Source organism: Streptomyces sannanensis (assembly GCF_039536205.1).
Classification (GTDB): Bacteria; Actinomycetota; Actinomycetes; order Streptomycetales; family Streptomycetaceae; genus Streptomyces; species Streptomyces sannanensis.
The window spans coordinates 2,512,726-2,530,832 of sequence record NZ_BAAAYL010000001.1 but is presented as its reverse complement, the minus strand read 5'-3'; the positions used below and the strand labels follow the sequence as shown (position 1 = coordinate 2,530,832).

Annotated in this window: 13 protein-coding genes and 1 pseudogene; 6 read left to right on the top strand and 8 right to left on the bottom strand. The window is 70.5% G+C overall.

Annotated elements, in window-relative coordinates; all coding sequences use genetic code 11:
• Positions 1 to 136: 136 nt before the first annotated feature.
• From ABD858_RS11890 to ABD858_RS11880, 3 genes are read right to left on the bottom strand one after another with little or no spacing between them, the layout of a single operon-like run.
• Positions 137 to 1,105: a hypothetical protein gene (locus ABD858_RS11890; RefSeq protein ID WP_345036388.1), complete on the bottom strand. Its 969-nt coding sequence runs from the start codon at positions 1,103 to 1,105 to the stop codon at positions 137 to 139.
• Positions 1,102 to 1,839, bottom strand: coding sequence for an ABC transporter ATP-binding protein (locus ABD858_RS11885; protein WP_345036386.1), 738 nt, complete (start codon positions 1,837 to 1,839; stop codon positions 1,102 to 1,104). The genes ABD858_RS11890 and ABD858_RS11885 overlap by 4 nt, the downstream gene beginning before the upstream one ends.
• Before the next feature lie 25 nt (positions 1,840 to 1,864).
• The gene (locus ABD858_RS11880) at positions 1,865 to 2,296 is read right to left on the bottom strand and encodes a hypothetical protein (protein ID WP_345036384.1); all 432 of its coding nucleotides are present in this window, start codon (positions 2,294 to 2,296) and stop codon (positions 1,865 to 1,867) included.
• 473 nt (positions 2,297 to 2,769) lie between these two features.
• Between ABD858_RS11880 and ABD858_RS11875 the strand changes: the two genes are divergently transcribed.
• Both ABD858_RS11875 and ABD858_RS11870 read left to right on the top strand, forming a co-directional pair.
• Complete coding sequence (locus tag ABD858_RS11875) at positions 2,770 to 3,702, top strand: serine hydrolase (RefSeq protein WP_425586319.1); 933 nt, start codon at positions 2,770 to 2,772, stop codon at positions 3,700 to 3,702.
• A 148-nt stretch (positions 3,703 to 3,850) separates the two neighbouring features.
• The gene (locus ABD858_RS11870; protein WP_345036380.1) at positions 3,851 to 7,618 is read left to right on the top strand and encodes an ABC transporter ATP-binding protein; all 3,768 of its coding nucleotides are present in this window, start codon (positions 3,851 to 3,853) and stop codon (positions 7,616 to 7,618) included.
• Here the strand turns inward: ABD858_RS11870 and ABD858_RS11865 are convergent, their stop codons facing one another.
• Positions 7,619 to 8,218 carry a hypothetical protein gene (locus tag ABD858_RS11865; protein WP_345036377.1) on the bottom strand — a complete coding sequence of 200 codons (600 nt, stop codon included), beginning with the start codon at positions 8,216 to 8,218 and terminating at the stop codon, positions 7,619 to 7,621.
• 129 nt (positions 8,219 to 8,347) lie between these two features.
• On the opposite strand from ABD858_RS11865, the gene ABD858_RS11860 reads away from it, so the two are divergent.
• Both ABD858_RS11860 and ABD858_RS11855 read left to right on the top strand, forming a co-directional pair.
• On the top strand, positions 8,348 to 8,758 hold the full coding sequence (locus ABD858_RS11860) for a hypothetical protein (RefSeq protein WP_425586187.1): 411 nt from the start codon (positions 8,348 to 8,350) through the stop codon (positions 8,756 to 8,758).
• A 98-nt stretch (positions 8,759 to 8,856) separates the two neighbouring features.
• Complete coding sequence (locus ABD858_RS11855; protein WP_345036375.1) at positions 8,857 to 10,311, top strand: S28 family serine protease; 1,455 nt, start codon at positions 8,857 to 8,859, stop codon at positions 10,309 to 10,311.
• A 37-nt stretch (positions 10,312 to 10,348) separates the two neighbouring features.
• On the opposite strand, the gene ABD858_RS11850 is transcribed toward ABD858_RS11855, so the two are convergent.
• From ABD858_RS11850 to ABD858_RS11840, 3 genes are all read right to left on the bottom strand, one after another.
• Positions 10,349 to 10,963 carry a hypothetical protein gene (locus ABD858_RS11850; protein WP_345036373.1) on the bottom strand — a complete coding sequence of 205 codons (615 nt, stop codon included), beginning with the start codon at positions 10,961 to 10,963 and terminating at the stop codon, positions 10,349 to 10,351.
• 57 nt (positions 10,964 to 11,020) lie between these two features.
• Complete coding sequence (locus ABD858_RS11845) at positions 11,021 to 12,859, bottom strand: glycoside hydrolase family 3 protein (protein ID WP_345036370.1); 1,839 nt, start codon at positions 12,857 to 12,859, stop codon at positions 11,021 to 11,023.
• Positions 12,860 to 13,159: 300 nt separating this feature from the next.
• Positions 13,160 to 14,050 (bottom strand): LysR family transcriptional regulator, encoded by an 891-nt coding sequence (locus tag ABD858_RS11840; protein WP_345036368.1) that lies wholly within the window; start codon positions 14,048 to 14,050, stop codon positions 13,160 to 13,162.
• A gap of 90 nt (positions 14,051 to 14,140) precedes the next feature.
• On the opposite strand from ABD858_RS11840, the gene ABD858_RS11835 reads away from it, so the two are divergent.
• A complete protein-coding gene (locus ABD858_RS11835) occupies positions 14,141 to 15,106 on the top strand; it encodes an EamA family transporter (protein ID WP_345036366.1) in 966 nt (321 codons plus the stop codon).
• On the opposite strand, the pseudogene ABD858_RS11830 reads toward ABD858_RS11835, so the two are convergent.
• A pseudogene (locus ABD858_RS11830) lies at positions 14,997 to 15,257 on the bottom strand (sugar phosphate isomerase/epimerase); the annotation flags it as partial. The gene ABD858_RS11835 and the pseudogene ABD858_RS11830 sit on opposite strands and share 110 nt — an antisense overlap.
• Before the next feature lie 486 nt (positions 15,258 to 15,743).
• Between ABD858_RS11830 and recD2 the strand changes: the two are divergent.
• Positions 15,744 to 18,071 carry an SF1B family DNA helicase RecD2 gene (recD2, locus tag ABD858_RS11820; protein WP_345036364.1) on the top strand — a complete coding sequence of 776 codons (2,328 nt, stop codon included), beginning with the start codon at positions 15,744 to 15,746 and terminating at the stop codon, positions 18,069 to 18,071.
• Positions 18,072 to 18,107: the final 36 nt, after the last annotated feature.

Sequence of the window (18,107 nt, the reverse complement as noted above, 5' to 3'; positions counted from 1 at the left end):
CCGTCTTGGCCCCGTGTGGTTGCTGCGGACAGCTCGGCCAGAGGCCTGGCGGAAGCCGACAGCGCCGCGGCCACGGTGAGTGCCGCGGCAGGAAGGGCGGCCGTCCTTAGTTCCGCGCGAAGCGGCGCGAGGGCTTTCACAGGAGGTCCCTCTGCCGGTGGCGGATCGCCCACCGGGCCCCGGACATGAGCAGGACGGCCCAGGCGGCGGCCATCAACAGAGCAGGAACACCGGACGTCACAGGGGCGGTCCACAGATGGTCCTTGCCGTTGAACAGCGTCTCGAGGCCCATCAGGTCGGCCAGGACCGGGCCCGGCAGCCATGCCGCCGTGGGGTAGGCGGCGAGGGAGAGACCGATGACGCCGACCAGGACGGTACGCGCGGGTGATCGCAGCAGCGACGCCAGGGCGACGGCCACCACGCATGTGAGGACCAGCGTGGGAAGCGCCACGGCGGCACGGCGAAGCGTGAAGGCCAGGGCGTCCCCCGTGGTGCTCATGTGGTGCAGCGGGTAGGCCTGGCGGGTGTGCAGGTACGCCAGGGCGCACAGCGCGGCCGATGCCGTGGCCGTCGTGACGAGGACCCAGGTGAAGAGGGTGGTGGCTTTCGCGAGGAGGACGCGGGAGAGGCGCTGTTCCTGGAGCAGGAGCGGCACGGCGGTGCCCCGTGACCATTCCCCGGCGGTGAAGTAGGCAGCGAGCAGCAGGACGCATGCCATGCCAGGAGCGGTGGTGAGCCAGCCGAGTGCAATCCCGGGGGCCCCTGCGGGGGTCTGGGCGTAGCCGAAGTGGCGGGCGACGTGGGTGGCCTCCCGTTCCCAGGCCTCGTTGCCCGCGCGCTGGTACGGCAGATCGGCCAGACAATGCTCCAGGAACTGCTCGGGAGTGCCAGGCACGTCCTTGGGAAGGCCTTTGGCATCCCTCTCGCAACCTGCGGGAGTCAGTTGTTCCGCGAGGGCCTGGCGCACGTTGCGCAGGTTCCCGTGCGAGTTGTCCTGGTACGCGAGACTGAACGTCGTGATGCCGACGGTGACCAGCAACAACAGGGCGACGGGGAGCAGGCGGGGAAGCGTACGACGCAGCTCGGCGCTGATGAGATGCTTCACAGTGCTCTCCCAGGGAGGGTGTCCTGGTGGCGGAAGAACCAGTCCTCCAGACTCTCGGTGCCGCTTCCCGGCGCGAGACCGAGCTCATCGAGCGTGCCTTCGGCACTGACGGTCCCGTGCGCGATCATCGTGATCGTGTCGCAGACGCGGGCGATCTCGTCGAGCTGGTGGCTCGAGATGAGAATGCCCGCACCGCGCGCGGCTTCCTGAGCGATGATCTCGCGCACGAGACGCACGCCGGCGGGGTCCAGTCCGTTGGTGGGCTCATCGAGGATGAGCAGGTCGGGTTCCTTCAGCAACGCCGCGGCGAGGGCGAGACGTTGGCGCATGCCCTGGGAGTAGGTGCGCACCCGGCGCCTCCCGGCCTCCGTGAGGCCGACGCGTTCCAGAACGCGTCGGATCCTCCCTTCGTCGGGGAGGCCGGCCATGTCGAGCAGCGTGCGCAGCATGCCCTGGCCGGTCATCCACCGGTAGAACGCGGGCGCGTCGAGGGCCGCGCCGACGCGGGCGAGCGTGTCCGGGTGCATCGGCAGCGAGGCGCCGAGGACCTGTACGTGGCCCGCGCTGGGCTTCGCGAGCCCGGTGGCGATACGCATGAGGGTGGTCTTGCCTGCCCCGTTCAACCCGAGGAGGCCGGTCACCTGACCGGCCTCCACGGTGAGGGACACGCCGTTCAGCACGGTGTTTGCACCGTACTTCTTGACCACGCCGTGGCAGCGGAGAACGGCAGTCATGAGATGGTGGTTACTTTCCAGGGGGTCAGGAGACGACGCGGCTGATGTCGAGAACAGACCAGATCACTCCGCCCAGCGGGGTGGAGTCGATCTTTGCGTAGTAGTTGCCGTTGCCAGGCGGTGCGTAGGTCTTGGTGTATGGGTAGTCGTCGCAGGACCAGTCGCGCCAGGCTACGTAGTCGTCCGGCAAGTAGTTGACCTCTCTGTAGAAGTCATAGGCGGCTCGACCGGTCTGTCCGGCCTGGTAGTTACCCGTGCACTGCTTCTGTGTGACGTAGTGCGTGTATGTGCTGTAGCCGTACCAGCGGCTGGACTCGTCTCCAGGGCCCGCCCCATTGAAGTACTTCGTCGTGGTCTCTCGGAGCGCGTAAGCGGTGTTGGCGAGGACGCCAACGGCGGTGACGGTGAGCAGTCCGGTGACGGCCACCGCGCGCAGACGGTGGGACATGCGTCTCATCAGGTCTCCAGGAAGATCGCTTGGGCAGCGGTGCGCGCTGATCATCACGCCCCCTGGGGGGGGCGTGAACGCATTCGGCGGCCGGTGGCTCATTCATGCCGTAGCCCAAGAGGCGTATCACTGGCGAGTACTGGCCCCAGGGTCCACGCAGGCTGCCCAGCCGATGCCGAGAATCTGGCCTGAACATGACCATCGCTGCAGCCCCGCCGGGATCCGGAGGTCGTCGCCCGCACGACCGACGCCGGGGGTGCGGACGGATTGGAGCCCGCAGAAAGTCCTGCCCCGACCGGTCAGCCGGGGTACCGACGTCGAGTGATCGCCTGTATGTGCGACGAACTCGCGTTCGTCGCACATACAACTTTTCGTCATTCCGTGAGTCATGAGAGGCGAGTGCGCCAAGGGCGCACCTAGCTATCAGGGGATGGGAAGCCTCCATGACGCAACACCGCACATCCCGCCGCCGTGCGCGCGGGATGCTGTCCGCTGCCCTGGGCGCAGGCATACTGCTGCCGCTGACCCTCGGCTCGGGGGCCGCGCAGGCCGCGACGCCGCCGGTCGTGTGCACCTCCGCCAAGGCCGGACTCGCCACGAAGCTGACCACGGACATCACCGCCGCGCTGCGCGGCCGGGCCTCCACGACCGCGATCTTCGTGAACGACCGCAAGACGAAGACGACCTGCACCCTCCGCGCCGACCAGCGCTTCGACTCGGCGAGCGTGGTCAAGGCGACCGTGCTCGCCACGCTGCTGTGGGACGCCAAGAAGCAGGGCCGCTACCTGACCGCGACCGAGGTCAGGCTCACCACCGATATGATCACCAAGTCGGACAACGCCGCCACCAGCACGCTGTGGCGCCAGCTCGGCATGACGAAGATCAAGGGATTCCTGACGGCCGCGGGCATGACCAACACCGTGCCCGGCGCCAACGGCTACTGGGGGCTCACCCAGATCACCGCGCGCGACCAGCAGAAGCTGCTGGCGCTGCTCACCGCGCGCAACACCGTGCTGAGCGACAACTCGCGCGCGTACGCGCTCAAGCTGATGAACCAGGTCGTCTCCTCGCAGCGCTGGGGCACCCCGGCCGGTGCGCCGAGCACCGCGAAGATCCACGTCAAGAACGGCTGGCTGTCCCGGGCCACGCACGGCTGGCGGGTGCACAGCATCGGCGCCTTCACCGGCACCACGCACGACTACCAGATCACCGTGCTCACCCACGACAACGCCACCATGACCGACGGCGTCAACACCATCCAGGCCGTCGCCCGCGTGATCCACAAGGACCTCACCGCGGCGACGACGTCCACCACCCTGAGCACCACGACGACGTTCGCCCCGCCGGCCGTTCCCCAGGAGGCCGTCCCGGCCACGCCCGAGCGCGCGGCCGTCGCGTCCGTGTCGGCGTCCTGAGCCGAGAACCCGGCGCCTGAGCCGAAAACCTTCCTCCGGTCGCAGGTCCTGGTCCTAGGACCTGCGACCGGTCTTCGACGCGGCGGGATGAAATCCGCCGGTGACCGCGTTGGTGCCTTCCGGCAGAGCAGGACGACGGGAGGCACCAGTGGCGGCACGAACGGGGTGGGCGCGACGGCTCGCCGGGTATGCCTGGCGGTATCGGAGCGACGTGTTGCTGGCGCTCGGGTCCTCGCTCGCCGGCATGGCGGTGATGGCGCTCGCGCCGCTGATCACCAAGGTGATCATCGATGACGTGATAGGAACGCACACGCGTTCGCTGGCCGTGTGGACGGGTCTGCTGGTCGTCGCCGCGGTCGTCGTCTATGTGCTGACGTACCTCCGGCGCTACTACGGCGGGCGGCTCGCCCTCGACGTCCAGCACGACCTCCGTACCGAGATGTACGGCACCGTCGCGCGGCTCGACGGCCGCCGCCAGGACGAGCTCTCCACCGGACAGGTCGTCGGCCGCGCCACCAGCGACCTGCAGCTCATCCAGGGGCTTCTCTTCATGTTGCCGATGACCATCGGCAACATCCTGCTCTTCCTGATCTCGCTCGCGATCATGCTGTGGCTGTCGCCGCCGCTGACCGTCGTCGCCCTCGCCGTCGCACCCGCGCTCTGGTTCATCGCCCGGGCCAGCAAGAAACGGCTCTACCCCGCCACCTGGTACGCCCAGGGCCAGGCCGCCGCCGTCGCGACCGTCGTCGACGGGGCCGTCTCCGGCGTGCGTGTCGTCAAGGGCTTCGGGCAGGAGGACCAGGAGACCGGCAAGCTGCGCGAGGTCGGCCGGAAGCTCTTCGCGGGCCGGCTGCGTACGATCCGGCTGAACGCCCGCTACACCCCCGCCCTCCAGGCCGTTCCGGCGCTCGGCCAGGTCGCGATGCTGGCGCTCGGCGGCTGGCTGGCGACCCGCGGCCAGATCACGCTCGGTACGTTCGTCGCTTTCTCGGCCTACCTGGCCCAGCTGGTCGGCCCGGTCCGGATGCTGGCCATGGTGCTCACCGTCGGCCAGCAGGCGCGGGCCGGTGTCGAGCGGGTGCTGGAGCTGATCGACACCGAGCCGTCGATCCAGGACGGCACGAAGGAACTGTCCGCGGACGCTCCCGCGACCGTCGAGTTCGACGACGTCTCCTTCGCCTACGAGGACGGCCGGCCGGTGCTGGACGGCTTCTCGCTGGAGATCCGCCCCGGAGAGACCGTCGCCGTCGTCGGCTCCTCCGGCAGCGGCAAGTCCACCGTCGCGCTGCTGCTGCCCCGCTTCTACGACGTGACGCACGGCGCGGTCCTCGTCGGCGGCCACGACGTCCGCGAACTGACGCTGGAATCGCTGCGCGGCGCCATCGGGCTCGTACCGGAGGACAGCTTCCTCTTCTCCGACACCGTGCGCGCCAACATCGCGTACGGGAAGCCGGACGCGACCCAGGAGGAGATCGAGAACGCCGCCCGCGCCGCCCAGGCGGACCGTTTCATCAGCGAGCTGCCCGAGGGCTACGACACCAGGGTCGGCGAGCACGGCCTCACCCTCTCCGGCGGTCAGCGCCAGCGCGTCGCGCTCGCCCGCGCCATCCTCGCCGACCCCCGGCTGCTGCTCCTCGACGACGCCACCTCCGCCGTCGACGCCCGCGTCGAGCACGAGATCCATGAAGCGCTGCGCGGCGTCATGGCGGGACGGACGACCCTGCTGATAGCCCACCGCCGCTCCACCCTCGGCCTCGCGGACCGTATCGCCGTACTCGACCGGGGACGGCTCGCCGACATCGGCACGCACGAGGAGCTGGAGCGGCGCTCCGCGCTCTACCGGCGGCTGCTGACCGACCCCGACGAGCTCGGCGGAGTCTCGCCCGGGCACATTCTGCAGGCCTCGGAGGCGGTCGAGGACCGTACGGTCCAGGAGGAGCTGGACGCCGAGTTCGACGCCGAGCGCGGCATCACGCCCGCCCTGTGGACCCGGGAGGAGCAGCCCCGCACCACCGATGTGGCCGGTATGCCGTCCCCCAAGCCCTCGGCTTCGCTCGGGCAGGGGGCACCCCCATCGCCCGAGCTGCTCGCCCAGGTGGAGGCGCTGCCCCCGGCCACCGACACGCCCGGCATCGACGAGGCACGGGCCGTGACGGCGGAGGAGTCCTACGGGCTGCGGCGGCTGCTGCGCGGCTTCGGGCTGCCGCTGCTGATCAGCCTGCTGCTGGTGGCCGTCGACGCCGGGATGTCGCTGGCCCTGCCGGTCCTGATCCGGCACGGTATCGACCAGGGTGTCTCGCAGATGGCTCTCGGCGCGGTGTGGGCGGCCTCCGGGCTGGCCCTGCTGGCCGTGATCGTGCAGTGGGCGGCGCAGGTGGGCGAGACCCGGATGACCGGGCGCACCGGTGAGCGGGTGCTGTACTCCCTGCGGCTGAAGATCTTCGCGCAGCTGCAGCGGCTCGGCCTCGACTACTACGAGCGTGAGCTGACCGGCCGGATCATGACCCGGATGACGACGGACGTGGACGCCATGTCCACGTTCCTGCAGACCGGCCTGGTCACCGCGTTCGTCTCGGTCGTCACCTTCTTCGGCATCATGCTCGTGCTCGCCGTCATCGACATCCAGCTCGCGCTGGTGGTCTTCGCGACGCTGCCGCCGCTGATCGTCGGCACGTACTTCTTCCGCAAGCAGAGCGTCAAGGCGTACGAACTGGCCCGCGAGCGGATCAGCGCCGTCAACGCCGATCTCCAGGAGTCGGTGACCGGGCTCAGGATCGTGCAGGCCTTCGGCCGCGAGCGGGACGGCCTGGCGCGGTTCGCCGAGCGCAGCGCCTCCTACCGGGCCGCCCGGGTGCGCGGCCAGTGGCTGATCTCGGTCTACTTCCCGTTCGTGCAGCTGCTGTCGTCGGTGGCCGCGGCGTCGGTGCTGGTGGTCGGCGCGGGACGGGTGGAGGCCGGCACGCTCACCACCGGCGCGCTGGTCGCCTACCTCCTCTACATCGACCTGTTCTTCGCTCCCGTGCAGCAGCTGTCGCAGGTCTTCGACGGCTACCAGCAGGCCACGGTCTCGCTGCGGCGCGTACAGGAGCTGCTCCAGGAGCCCACATCCACCGCTCAGCCGTCCGAGCCGCTGGACGTGCCATCGCTGCGCGGTGAGATCGCCTTCGAGGATGTGTCCTTCACGTATTCGAAGAAGGAAGGGGCCGGCGGCGGGGAAGAGGCCCTCACCGGCATTGATCTGCGCATCCCGGCCGGCCAGACCGTCGCCTTCGTCGGCGAGACCGGCGCCGGCAAGTCCACCCTGGTCAAGCTGGTCGCCCGGTTCTACGACCCGACGTCCGGCCGGGTCACCGCGGACGGCCAGGACCTGCGCGATCTGGACCTCCCCGGCTACCGGCACCGGCTCGGCGTGGTGCCGCAGGAGGCGTACCTCTTCGCCGGTACGGTCCGGGACGCCATCGCCTACGGACGGCCCGACGCCACCGACGCCGAGGTGGAGGCCGCGGCGCGAGCGGTCGGCGCGCACGACATGATCGCCACGCTGGACGGCGGCTATCTCCACGAGGTCGCCGAGCGCGGCCGCAACCTCTCCGCCGGTCAGCGCCAGCTGATCGCCCTGGCCCGCGCCGAGCTGGTCGACCCGGACATCCTGCTGCTCGACGAGGCGACCGCGGCCCTGGACCTGGCCACCGAGGCGCAGGTCAATCAGGCCACCGACCGTCTGGCCGGCAAGCGCACCACCCTGGTCGTCGCGCACCGGCTGACGACGGCGGCGCGCGCCGACCGGGTGGTGGTGATGGACGGCGGCCGGGTCGCCGAGGACGGTACGCACGACGAGTTGCTGGCGCGCGACGGCCGGTACGCCGCGCTGTGGCGCACGTTCATAGGCGAGGAGGAGCCGGCCGCGGCCGTCTGATCAGCCGGTGGGCAGCTCCCTGATCCCGGAGATCCTCCTGGTGTCCAGGTCCGACTGCACCTCCAGATAGGTGTAGGTACGTCCCGGGCCCGAGCCCCAGGTCAGCCGGACCACCGACCAGGTGTGGCCCATGCCGCTGTCGCGCGGGGTGACCTTCCAGGCGGTCGGGACGCTCCGGCCGCGCAGCACCCCGTCGGCGGCGGGATGGCGGCGCTCCCAGTCACGGAGTTCCTCGCGCAGCCGGGGCGTCAGATAGAACGTCCGCAGCTCCGCGGCGAGCGCGTTGTCCCCGGGATCGTGGGCGACGTCGATGTACGCGCCGTAGAAGTGCGCGACCCGGTCGTAGGCGGGGGCCGGGCTGCCACTGCGCGGAGGGGCCGGCGCGGCAGCCGAGCGAAGCGAGGTGGGGGTCCCCCCGGACGAAGTCCGGGGGAGAAGCGAGGTGGGGGTCCCGCCGGACGCAGTCTGGGGGAGGAGCGAGGTGGGGGTCCCGCCGGACGAAGTCCGGGGGAGCGAGGACGCGGCGGCGGGGACCACCGCGATGGAGGTGAGCAGCGCGGCCGCGAGCAATGCGCGGGCTGCCGAACGCGGTTGAGTCATGGCAATAACCTGCCTTTCGCGCGGTCTGTCCTGTTGGACCACCGGTGTGCTGTTTCGGTTGCGCTGAATTCGGCCTGGATTCCCGGCAACCAACCAGGCCGCACCCTGCGTCCGTACGCTTGTACGTTCATGGGGTCGCGGGAGGTGCGTGTGTTCGATGGTGCGTGGCGCAGGCGGCTGATGGCCGGGCTGGCCGTGCTGACGACGACCGCCCTGTCCGTCGTGGGCCCCGGTGCGCCCAGCGCGGCGGCCGCCTCGACCTGTTCGGGTCGCAAGGTGAAGACCGTCGTCTTCGCGACGGGAGAGCTCCACGTCTACAAGAGCCGCCAGTACGCCTGTGCCGTCACCGTCGCCAAGTCCCCGGGAGCGCGGCGGCCGATGTCCGTCAGCATCCGGGCGCGCGGCGGCCGTCCCGCGGTGGACAGCGGTCGTTACACCCGTCAGGCCGGACCGGTCACGGTCCACGCGCTGAGCCGCTGTGTGCTCGCCGAGGGTTCGGTGTCCGGCCGACGGGCCGGCACGGGATGGATCCTCTGCTGACGGTCCGACAACGTGACAATCGTTGCCAACCGGGTCTGGCGGTACCGGTGTTCCCCCGGTTAGGTTCACGGCGTCTGCTGTGATCCAGGGGAGGGTATATGCGCAAGTCGCTCGGATGGCTGCTGTCCATGGCCGTGCTGACCGGCACGGTGACGGCGGCCGGAGCAACGGCCGAGGCGGCCACCACCGCGGAGCAGGCCGCGACTGCGGAGCAGGCCGCGACCACCGACATCAAGGACCGCATTCTCGCGATCCCGGGAATGAGCCTCATCGAGGAGAAGCCGTACGCCGGTTACCGGTTCTTCGTCCTCAACTACACCCAGCCGGTCGACCACCGGGACCCGTCCAAGGGCACCTTCGAGCAGCGGATCACCTTGCTGCACAAGGACACCAGCCGCCCGACGGTCTTCTACACCGGCGGCTACAACGTCTCCACCACCCCCGGACGCCGCGAGCCCACCCAGATCGTCGACGGCAACCAGGTGTCGATGGAGTACCGCTTCTTCACTCCGTCCCGGCCCGCCCCGGCCGACTGGTCCAAGCTGGACATCTGGCAGGCCGCCAGCGACCAGCACCGCATTTACACGGCGCTGAAGAAGATCTACAGCAAGAACTGGATCTCCACCGGCGGCTCCAAGGGCGGTATGACCGCCACGTACTACGAGCGCTTCTACCCGAAGGACATGGACGGCGTGGTCGCCTACGTCGCGCCCAACGACGTCCTGAACAAGGAAGACTCGGCGTACGACGACTTCTTCGCCAACGTCGGCACCAAGGAGTGCCGCGACCGGCTGAACGCGGTGCAGACGGAGGCGCTCACGCGCCGCGACAAGCTCGAGCCGATGTACAAGGAGTACGCCGACAAGGACGGCTCCACCTTCAACACCATCGGCAGCCTGGACAAGGCCTTCGAGGCCGTGGTCCTCGACTTCGTCTGGGGCTTCTGGCAGACCCGGCTCGAGTCCGATTGCTTCACCCTGGTCCCGGCGGTCGACAAGGACACCACCGACGAGCAGCTCTTCGAGACCATCGAGGAGATCTCCGGCTGGAGCGCCTACACCGACCAGGGCCTGGAGCCCTACACGCCGTACTACTACCAGGCCAGCACCCAGCTGGGCTGGCCCACCATCAAGCAGCCGCACCTGGACGGCCTGACCCGCTACGGCTACCAGCCGTCGCGCAACTTCGTGCCGAGCGACATCCCGATGAAGTTCGACCCCTCGGCGATGCGTGACGTGGACATCTGGGTCCGCAACAACGCGAACCACATGATGTACGTCTACGGCCAGAACGACCCGTGGGGCTCGGAGCGCTTCCACCTCGGCAAGCACACCGTCGACTCGTACATCTACACCGTGCCCGGCGCCAACCACGGTGCCCGCGTCGCCGGTCTGCCCGACGACGAGAAGGCCTTCGCGACCGCCAGGATCCTGGAGTGGGCGGGCGTCGCCCCGGCAGCCGTCAAGGCCGACCCGTCCAACGCGAAGCCGCTGGCGAAGCACGACGCCAAGCTCGACAAGCTGGACGCGCGCGAGCTGCGGATGCGCCCGTAGCCGCTTCTCCGTCACATCCGTGGGCTGCGCCCGCCGTTCAGACGCGGCGGGCGCAGCCCACGGGCTTTTCCCCGCCCAGCTGGACGTACAACGCCGTGGAGGGCGGGCACTGCGACCGTGTGGCCACCGCGCTCGCCACCTTGAACTGCGGGGCCTTCGGGCCGGAGCCGTCGCAGGCGGTCTCCTTCACCTCTCCCTTGCGGGAGCTGTACACGCAGTCGCCGACGATCGTGTGCGGACCTCCGCCCATGCCCGGGTCGCCGGGGTGCGGCGGTTCCAGGTTGCGCATGCAGGCATAGCCGCGGGGCACCGCCCCGTCGCCGTTCTCGTCGAGGGAGGGGCGGCGTTCGGAGATGTGGAGCACGAAGTCGGTGGTGGGCGGGCAGGGCGAGGTGTCCGGCGGGGTGCCGTCGTAGCGGGCCAGCACCCGGGCCGCCGCCTTCTCGCTCGTGCACGGCACCTCGCGGTGCTCGCTGCCCCTCGCACTGCATTCGTTCACGCCCAGGAAGGTCAGCCCGTATCCGGTGGGCGTGAGGGGGTTCTCGCTCGCCGCCGTGCCGGCGGCCCGCGGCTCGCCCCGCTGGCAGGCGGCCAGCGAGGCGAGCAGCAGGACGCAGACACACAACACCCCCGGCAATCGGTACCGACGCATGGTGACCCCCCACCCCCGACACGTCCGACAAGCGTGACGCTCCGGGCCTGTCCACGTCTAGTACCGCAGGCCGTACCCGATCGGGTGAAGAATCCGCGCCGGGTCGTCGGCCCGCTGCACCGGAACCGGCAGTGCGCCCCGCGGTGCGGCCTTCCCGGCGATCACCCGGGCCGCGGCGCGCAGTTCCACATCGGTCCAGGAGTACGTGGCGAGAGCCGCGCGCCGGCCTCCCCCGGAGTCCGTCCGGGGGGACCCCCAGATCCAGGCGATGTCGTACGGATTGCGGATGGCGACCGTGACGACCGGGACTCCGGTCGCGGCGAGTTCGGCGACCAGGGTGCGCTGCGGGCTGGTCGCGGAGACGTTGTACGTCGCCACGATCACCGCGTCCTTGCCGGCGGCCGCCGCCACCGCCGCGTCGATCCTCGCCCGGGTCGGGGTGATGCCCGTGGACAGGGCGGTGGCCCTGAAGCCGAGTTCGCCGAGAGCGCCGGCGAGCACGGTCGTGGGCGGACCGGTGGTGCCGGAGGGGGACGCCGGGTCGGCGCCCACGACCAGCAGTTCGGGCTGTGCGCTCGCGCTGAGCGGCAGCAGGCCGCCGTCGTTGGCGAGCAGGGTGGTGGTCCGCTCGGCGATCTTGTCGGCGGCGGCGAGATGGGAGGGCTTGCCCACCGCGCGGTCCACGCCCCCGTGGCTGACGTACGGGTCGCGGAACAGGCCGAGTTTCGTCTTGAGCCGCAGAATGCGCAGGATCGACTGATCGAGCCGCGCTTCGCTGAGCTCGCCCGTCCTGACGGCCCGGAGGACGGCGTTCCAGGCGATGTCCAGGCTGGGCGGGTTCAGCAGCTGGTCGCAGCCGGCCTTGAGGGCGAGCACCGGCACCCGGTCGTCGCCGTACTTCTGGCGCACGCCCGCCATACCGAGCGAGTCGGTGACGACCACGCCGTCGTAGCCGAGGCGCTCGCGCAGGATGCCGGTGAGGATCGGCCGGGAGAGGGTGGCCGGGTCCTCGCTCGGGTCGAGGGCCGGGACCACGATGTGCGCGGTCATGATCGACTCGATGCCCACGTCGATCGCCGCCCGGAAGGGTGGGGCGTCCAGCCGCTCCCACTGCTCGGCGGTGTGGGTGATCATCGGAAGGCCGTAGTGGCTGTCGGTGGCCGTGTCGCCGTGCCCCGGGAAGTGCTTGGACGTCGCCGCGACGCCGGCGAGCTGGTACCCCTGCACCTGGGCCGCGACCAGGGCCGCCACGGCCTGCGGGTCGGCGCCGAAGGACCGTACGCCGATGACGGGGTTGGCCGGGTTGACGTTGACGTCGGCGACCGGGGCGTAGTTCTGGGTGATGCCCATCGCGGCGAGCTCGGTGCCCGCGATCCTGGCCGCCTCGCGGGCGTCCGCGCGCGATGCCCCGGCCCCGAGCGCCATGGCGCCCGGCATCAGGGTGGCGGGCTTGCCCACACGGGCCACTATGCCGTGCTCCTGGTCCGTGGAGATCAGGAGCGGGACGGGGGTGGGCTGGGCCAGTCCGGCCCGCTGGATGCCGTTGGAAAGGTCGGCGATCTGGTGCGGGTCACGGGTGTTGTGCGCCCAGGCGAAGTAGATGATGCCGCCGACGTGGTACTTCGCGATCAGCTCGGCGGCGGTGCGGACGCCGATCTCGCCGAGGTTGGCGTCGATGTCGGCCTGGTCGGGGGCGGTCGCGGAGTGTCCGTACACCCGCATGACGAAGAGCTGGCCGACCTTCTCCTCCAGGCTCATCCGGTCGATGAGCTGCTGGAGCAGGGCGTCCCGGCCCTCGGCGGCCATGGCGGTGCGGGAGGCCGTTCCGGTGGCGGCCGCGACGGCCAGGGCGGCGGTGGCGGTGAGAAGGGTGCGTCTGGAGGTGCGGTGGTGCACGTGCGCTCCTTCCGGGCTGAAGGAAACTGCCAAGGAGTCACGGATATCCGGAAAGTAATTGCCGGTCAAGGGGGCCCGCGCAGGGTTGCCGCCGCGGGAGGCGTTCTTTTCACGGGAACCAACTCGGGGGCCGGTCCGTCAAAGGGACGTGCTGCCGGAGAGTCTCCGTCGGCGGTGTCGGCTCTCGCTGCTGGCTGCGAACGCTGACTCCCCTCTCCTGCCGCCCGCGGCCGGCAGCACACCGCCACCGGCGCGCCCCCCTCCGAAGCGCCGGTGGCGGTTCCCTCGTCGGCTCCGTGCTCAGAAGTGCGCCTGGAGCGTGCGTACCGCCTCCAGGATCGCCGGGCGGCGTGCCGCCCCGGCACGCCACAACGCGTACAGCCGGCGCACCGGCACCGGGGCCAGCCGCACCGCCGACACGCCCGGCGGCAGCGGCCCCCGGCCGAGCCGGGGGACCAGGGCGACTCCCAGGCCCGCGGCCACCAGCGCGACCTGGGTGTGGTTCTCCGCGGCCCGGTGGGCGATGTCCGGCTCGTACCCGGCGGAACGCAGCGTCCGCATCAGCCAGTCGTGGCAGACGGTCCCCGGTGGCTGGGTGATCCAGCGCTCGTGGGCGAGATCCTCCCGCCGTACAAAGTCACGCGCCGCCAGCGGATGTCCTTCCGGTACCAGCACATCGCACGGGTCGTCGCCGATCACCGCCTGCTGGACCCCCTCCGGCAAGGGCAGCGGCGCGATGTCCCAGTCGTGGGTGACCGCCAGATCGACCACTCCCTTGGCCACCAGATCGCCCGACCGATGCGGGTCGGCCTCCGTCATCCGGGTGTCCAGGGACGGATGACGGACCGCCAGCTCGGCCAGTACGCCCGGCAGCAGTCCACGCGCCGCCGACGGGAACGCGGCGATCGTCAGCCGGCCGGTCGGCAGTCCCCTGCGCTCCTCCAGGGCGGTCTCGGCGCGCTCCACGATGGCGAGCAACTCCTGGGCCGTGGCGGCCAGATGCTGCGCCTCCTCGGTGAGCGCGATGCCCCGGCCCCGGCGTTCCAGCAGCGTGGTGCGGGTCTCCCGCTCCAGCTTGGCGATCTGCTGCGACACGGCGGACGGGGTGTAGCCGAGCGCGGTGGCCGCGCCGGCGACGGAACCGTGGACGGATACGGCGTGCAGGGCGCGCAGCCGGGCCAGATCGAGCACTCGGCCTCCTCCATTCTTAAGTGTTGCTCAATCCAACCATGAAGAACTCCGCGCTGGTGCTACATGGTCCCTGGCCCCGATGCTCAGTCCATGCGTCCCACACACATTGCCCTCGCCGTGGTCGTCGCGGCCGTCTGGGGAGTCAACTTCGTCGTCGTCGAGGTCGGCCTCGACCACTTCCCGCCGCTGCTGTTCTCCGCTCTGCGTTTCGTCGTCGCGGCGCTGCCCGCCGTGTTCTTCGTGGGGCGCCCGAAGGTGGCATGGCGATGGATCCTGGGCGTGGGGGCCGCGCTCGGCGTCGCCAAGTTCGGGCTGCTCTTCATCGGCATGGACCAGGGCATGCCGGCCGGACTGTCCTCCCTGGTCCTCCAGATCCAGGCCGTCTTCACGGCCCTCGTCGCGGCCGTCGTGCTCGACGAACGCCCCGGCCGGGTCAGGCTGCTGGGCATGGCCGTCGCCCTCGTCGGCATCGCGGTCGCGGCCGTGGACGAGGGGCTGGGCGGGCCCGTTCTCGGCTTCGCGCTGGTCGTCGCGGCGGCGGCGTGCTGGGGCGTGTCGAATGTGCTGACCCGCAAGGCCGCCCCGCCCGACGCGCTCAACTTCATGGTGTGGGTCAGTACCGTGCCCGTACTGCCGCTGCTCGCGCTCTCGCTGCTCTTCGAGGGGCCCGAGCGGGACGCGCGGGCGCTGGCCGGGCTGGACTGGTCGGGCGCGGGAGCTCTGGTCTACGTCGCCTGGATCTCCACCGTCTTCGGCTTCGGCGCCTGGGGCTTCCTGCTGCGCCGCTACCCGGCCTCCACTGTGGCGCCGTTCACCCTGCTGGTGCCCGTGTTCGGGATGTCGTCGGCCGCGCTGCTGCTCGGCGAGGCCGTCAGTCCGCTGCGCTGGTGCGCCGCCGTCCTGCTTGTCGGCGGTGTGGCGCTCACCTCGCTCGCGCGAGCCCCGCGAGCAGCCGCTCCAGGTACTCCCGGCCCGGCGTCAGCAGCGGAGGCAGGCCCGCGGCCCGAGGATGCCGGCGCTTCTCGTACTCCCGGCACAGCCGGCCCCCGGGGCTGAGCGCGGCCAGGCACTCGGCGAGCGGCAGTACGCCCGTGCCGAGCGGCAGCGGGGTCAGGTCGCCGGCCGAGGCGATGTCCTTGACCTGGACACAGCCGAGGTGCGGGGTGAGCGCGGCATGGGTGGCGGCGGGCTTCTCGCCGCCCAGCCACGGACGGGGCCGGCTCGGCGACGGCGCGATCGATCTGCGGGCCTGGTGCGAGCCGGTGACGGCGGCGGGGTACGACGGCCCGGTCGAGGTGGAGTTGTTCCACGAGGGGCTGTGGGCGCGGACGGACTGGAGGTCCTGGAGGTGACGCTCGCCCGCTTCCCGCGGCATACCGGGATCCCGGAAGAACAACCTGCAAAATAACTGCCCGCGACCGTACAACCCTTCCGGGGTGACGGTGGTCGTACATGGCGTCGGGGCTTCCGGGAGGGGGATCTGGGGGGATCGGGAAGCCCCGATGAAGTGGGAGGGGAGTTGAGGGGCCCGGTCGAAAGACCGGGCCTCCTTGATGTTCCCCCCAGGCCGGCCGCACTGTCGGACCCGGGCGGTAGCGTCGGGGCATGTCCAGTCTGTCGGTGGTCGAAGGGGTCCTGGAGCGGATCCCACATCACCAAACAAACGTGACCCACGTCACGCGGGGGTGGTGACGTGAGCGAGCCGAGCCGTCCAGGGCTTTGTGAAGTCACTGGTGTCCTGGAGCGGATCACCTATGCCAATGAGGAGAACGGGTACACCGTCGCCCGGGTGGATACGGGGCGTGGCGCCGCTGATCTCCTCACGGTGGTCGGCTCGTTGCTCGGCGCGCAGCCGGGGGAGTCGCTGCGGATGGAGGGCCGCTGGGGCTCCCATCCGCAGTACGGCAAGCAGTTCACCGTGGAGAACTACACGACTCTGCTGCCGGCCACCATCCAGGGCATACGCCGCTACCTCGGCTCCGGTCTGATCAAGGGCATCGGGCCGAGGATCGCCGAGCGGATCGTGGAGCACTTCGGCCTCGACACGCTGGAGGTGATCGAGCGGGAGCCGAAGCGGCTGATCGAGGTGCCGGGCCTCGGCCCGAAGCGGACGAAGCTGATCGGCGCGGCCTGGGAGGAGCAGAAGGCCATCAAGGAGGTCATGGTCTTCCTCCAGGGGGTGGGGGTGTCGACATCGATCGCCGTGCGCATCTACAAGCAGTACGGCGACGCCTCGATCTCGGTGGTGAAGAACGAGCCGTACCGGCTGGCCGCCGATGTCTGGGGCATCGGCTTCCTCACCGCGGACCGGATCGCGCAGGCGGTGGGCATTCCGCACGACAGCCCGGACCGGGTCAAGGCGGGACTGCAGTACGCGCTGTCGCAGTCGACGGACCAGGGGCACTGCTTCCTGCCCGAGGAGCGGCTGATCGCCGACTCGGTGAAGCTGCTCCAGGTGGACACCGGCCTGGTCATCGACTGCCTCGCCGAACTCGCGGACGAGGAGGGAGTCGTACGGGAGCGGGTGCCGGGCCCGGACGGCGGGGAGCCGGTCACCGCCGTGTACCTGGTGCCGTTCCACCGTGCCGAGATCTCGCTCGCGGCTCAGGTGCAGCGACTGCTGCGGACGGACGACGACCGGATGCCGGCGTTCCAGGACGTGGCCTGGGACAAGGCGCTGGCCTGGCTCGCGGACCGTACCGGTGCCTCGCTCGCCCCGGAGCAGGAGCAGGCGGTCAGGCTGGCGCTCACCAGCAAGGTCGCCGTGCTGACCGGCGGCCCGGGCTGCGGAAAGTCCTTCACCGTGCGGTCCGTGGTCGAGCTGGCCCGGGCCAAGAAGGCCAAGGTGGTGCTGGCCGCACCCACCGGCCGGGCGGCCAAGCGGCTGGCCGAGCTGACCGGCGCCGAGGCGTCCACCGTGCACCGGCTGCTGGAGCTCAAGCCGGGCGGTGACGCGGCATACGACCGGGACCGGCCGCTGGACGCCGATCTCGTCGTCGTGGACGAGGCGTCGATGCTCGATCTCCTGCTGGCGAACAAACTGGTCAAGGCCGTGGCGCCGGGTGCCCATCTGCTGATGGTGGGGGATGTGGACCAGCTGCCCTCGGTCGGCGCGGGCGAGGTGCTGCGGGATCTGCTCGCGGACGGCGGTCCGGTGCCGAACGTCCGGCTCACCCGGATTTTCCGGCAGGCCCAGCAGTCCGGCGTGGTCACGAACGCGCACCGGATCAACTCCGGGGTGCCGCCGATCACCCAGGGGCTGAACGACTTCTTCCTCTTCGTGGAGGACGACACGGAGGAGGCCGGGCGGCTCGCCGTGGATGTGGCGGCGCGACGACTTCCGGCCAAGTTCGGGCTCGATCCGCGGCGGGACGTCCAGGTGCTGGCCCCCATGCACCGCGGCCCGGCGGGCGCGGGCACCCTCAACGGACTGCTTCAGCAGGCGATCACCCCCGCCCGCCCGGACCTTCAGGAGAAGAGGTTCGGCGGCCGGGTCTTCCGCGTGGGCGACAAGGTCACGCAGATTCGCAACAATTACGACAAGGGCAAGAACGGCGTCTTCAACGGCACCGTGGGCGTGGTCACCTCGCTCGACCTGGTCGATCAGCGTCTGACGGTGCTGACGGACGAGGACGAGGAGGTGCCGTACGACTTCGACGAGCTGGACGAGTTGGCACATGCCTACGCCGTGACCATTCATCGCTCGCAGGGCAGCGAGTATCCGGCTGTGGTGATCCCCGTCACCACCGGCGCCTGGATGATGCTCCAGCGGAACCTGCTGTACACGGCCGTCACGCGAGCCAAGAAGCTCGTTGTGCTGGTCGGCTCCCGCAAGGCCATAGGCCAGGCGGTGCGCACTGGATCAGCGGGTAAGCGCTGTACGGCGCTGGCTCACCGGCTCTCCGGAGTTCCCCCCAAGCTCTCGGCTTCTCCCCCACCCTCGGCTTCGCTCGAGCGGGGGGACCCCCATGAGCAGGGGGGACCCCAAGGCGGCGGGAAAGATCACCGGGGACTTTCCTGAACCGGGGCGAAGGGGGCAGGATGTGCAGGTTGACGG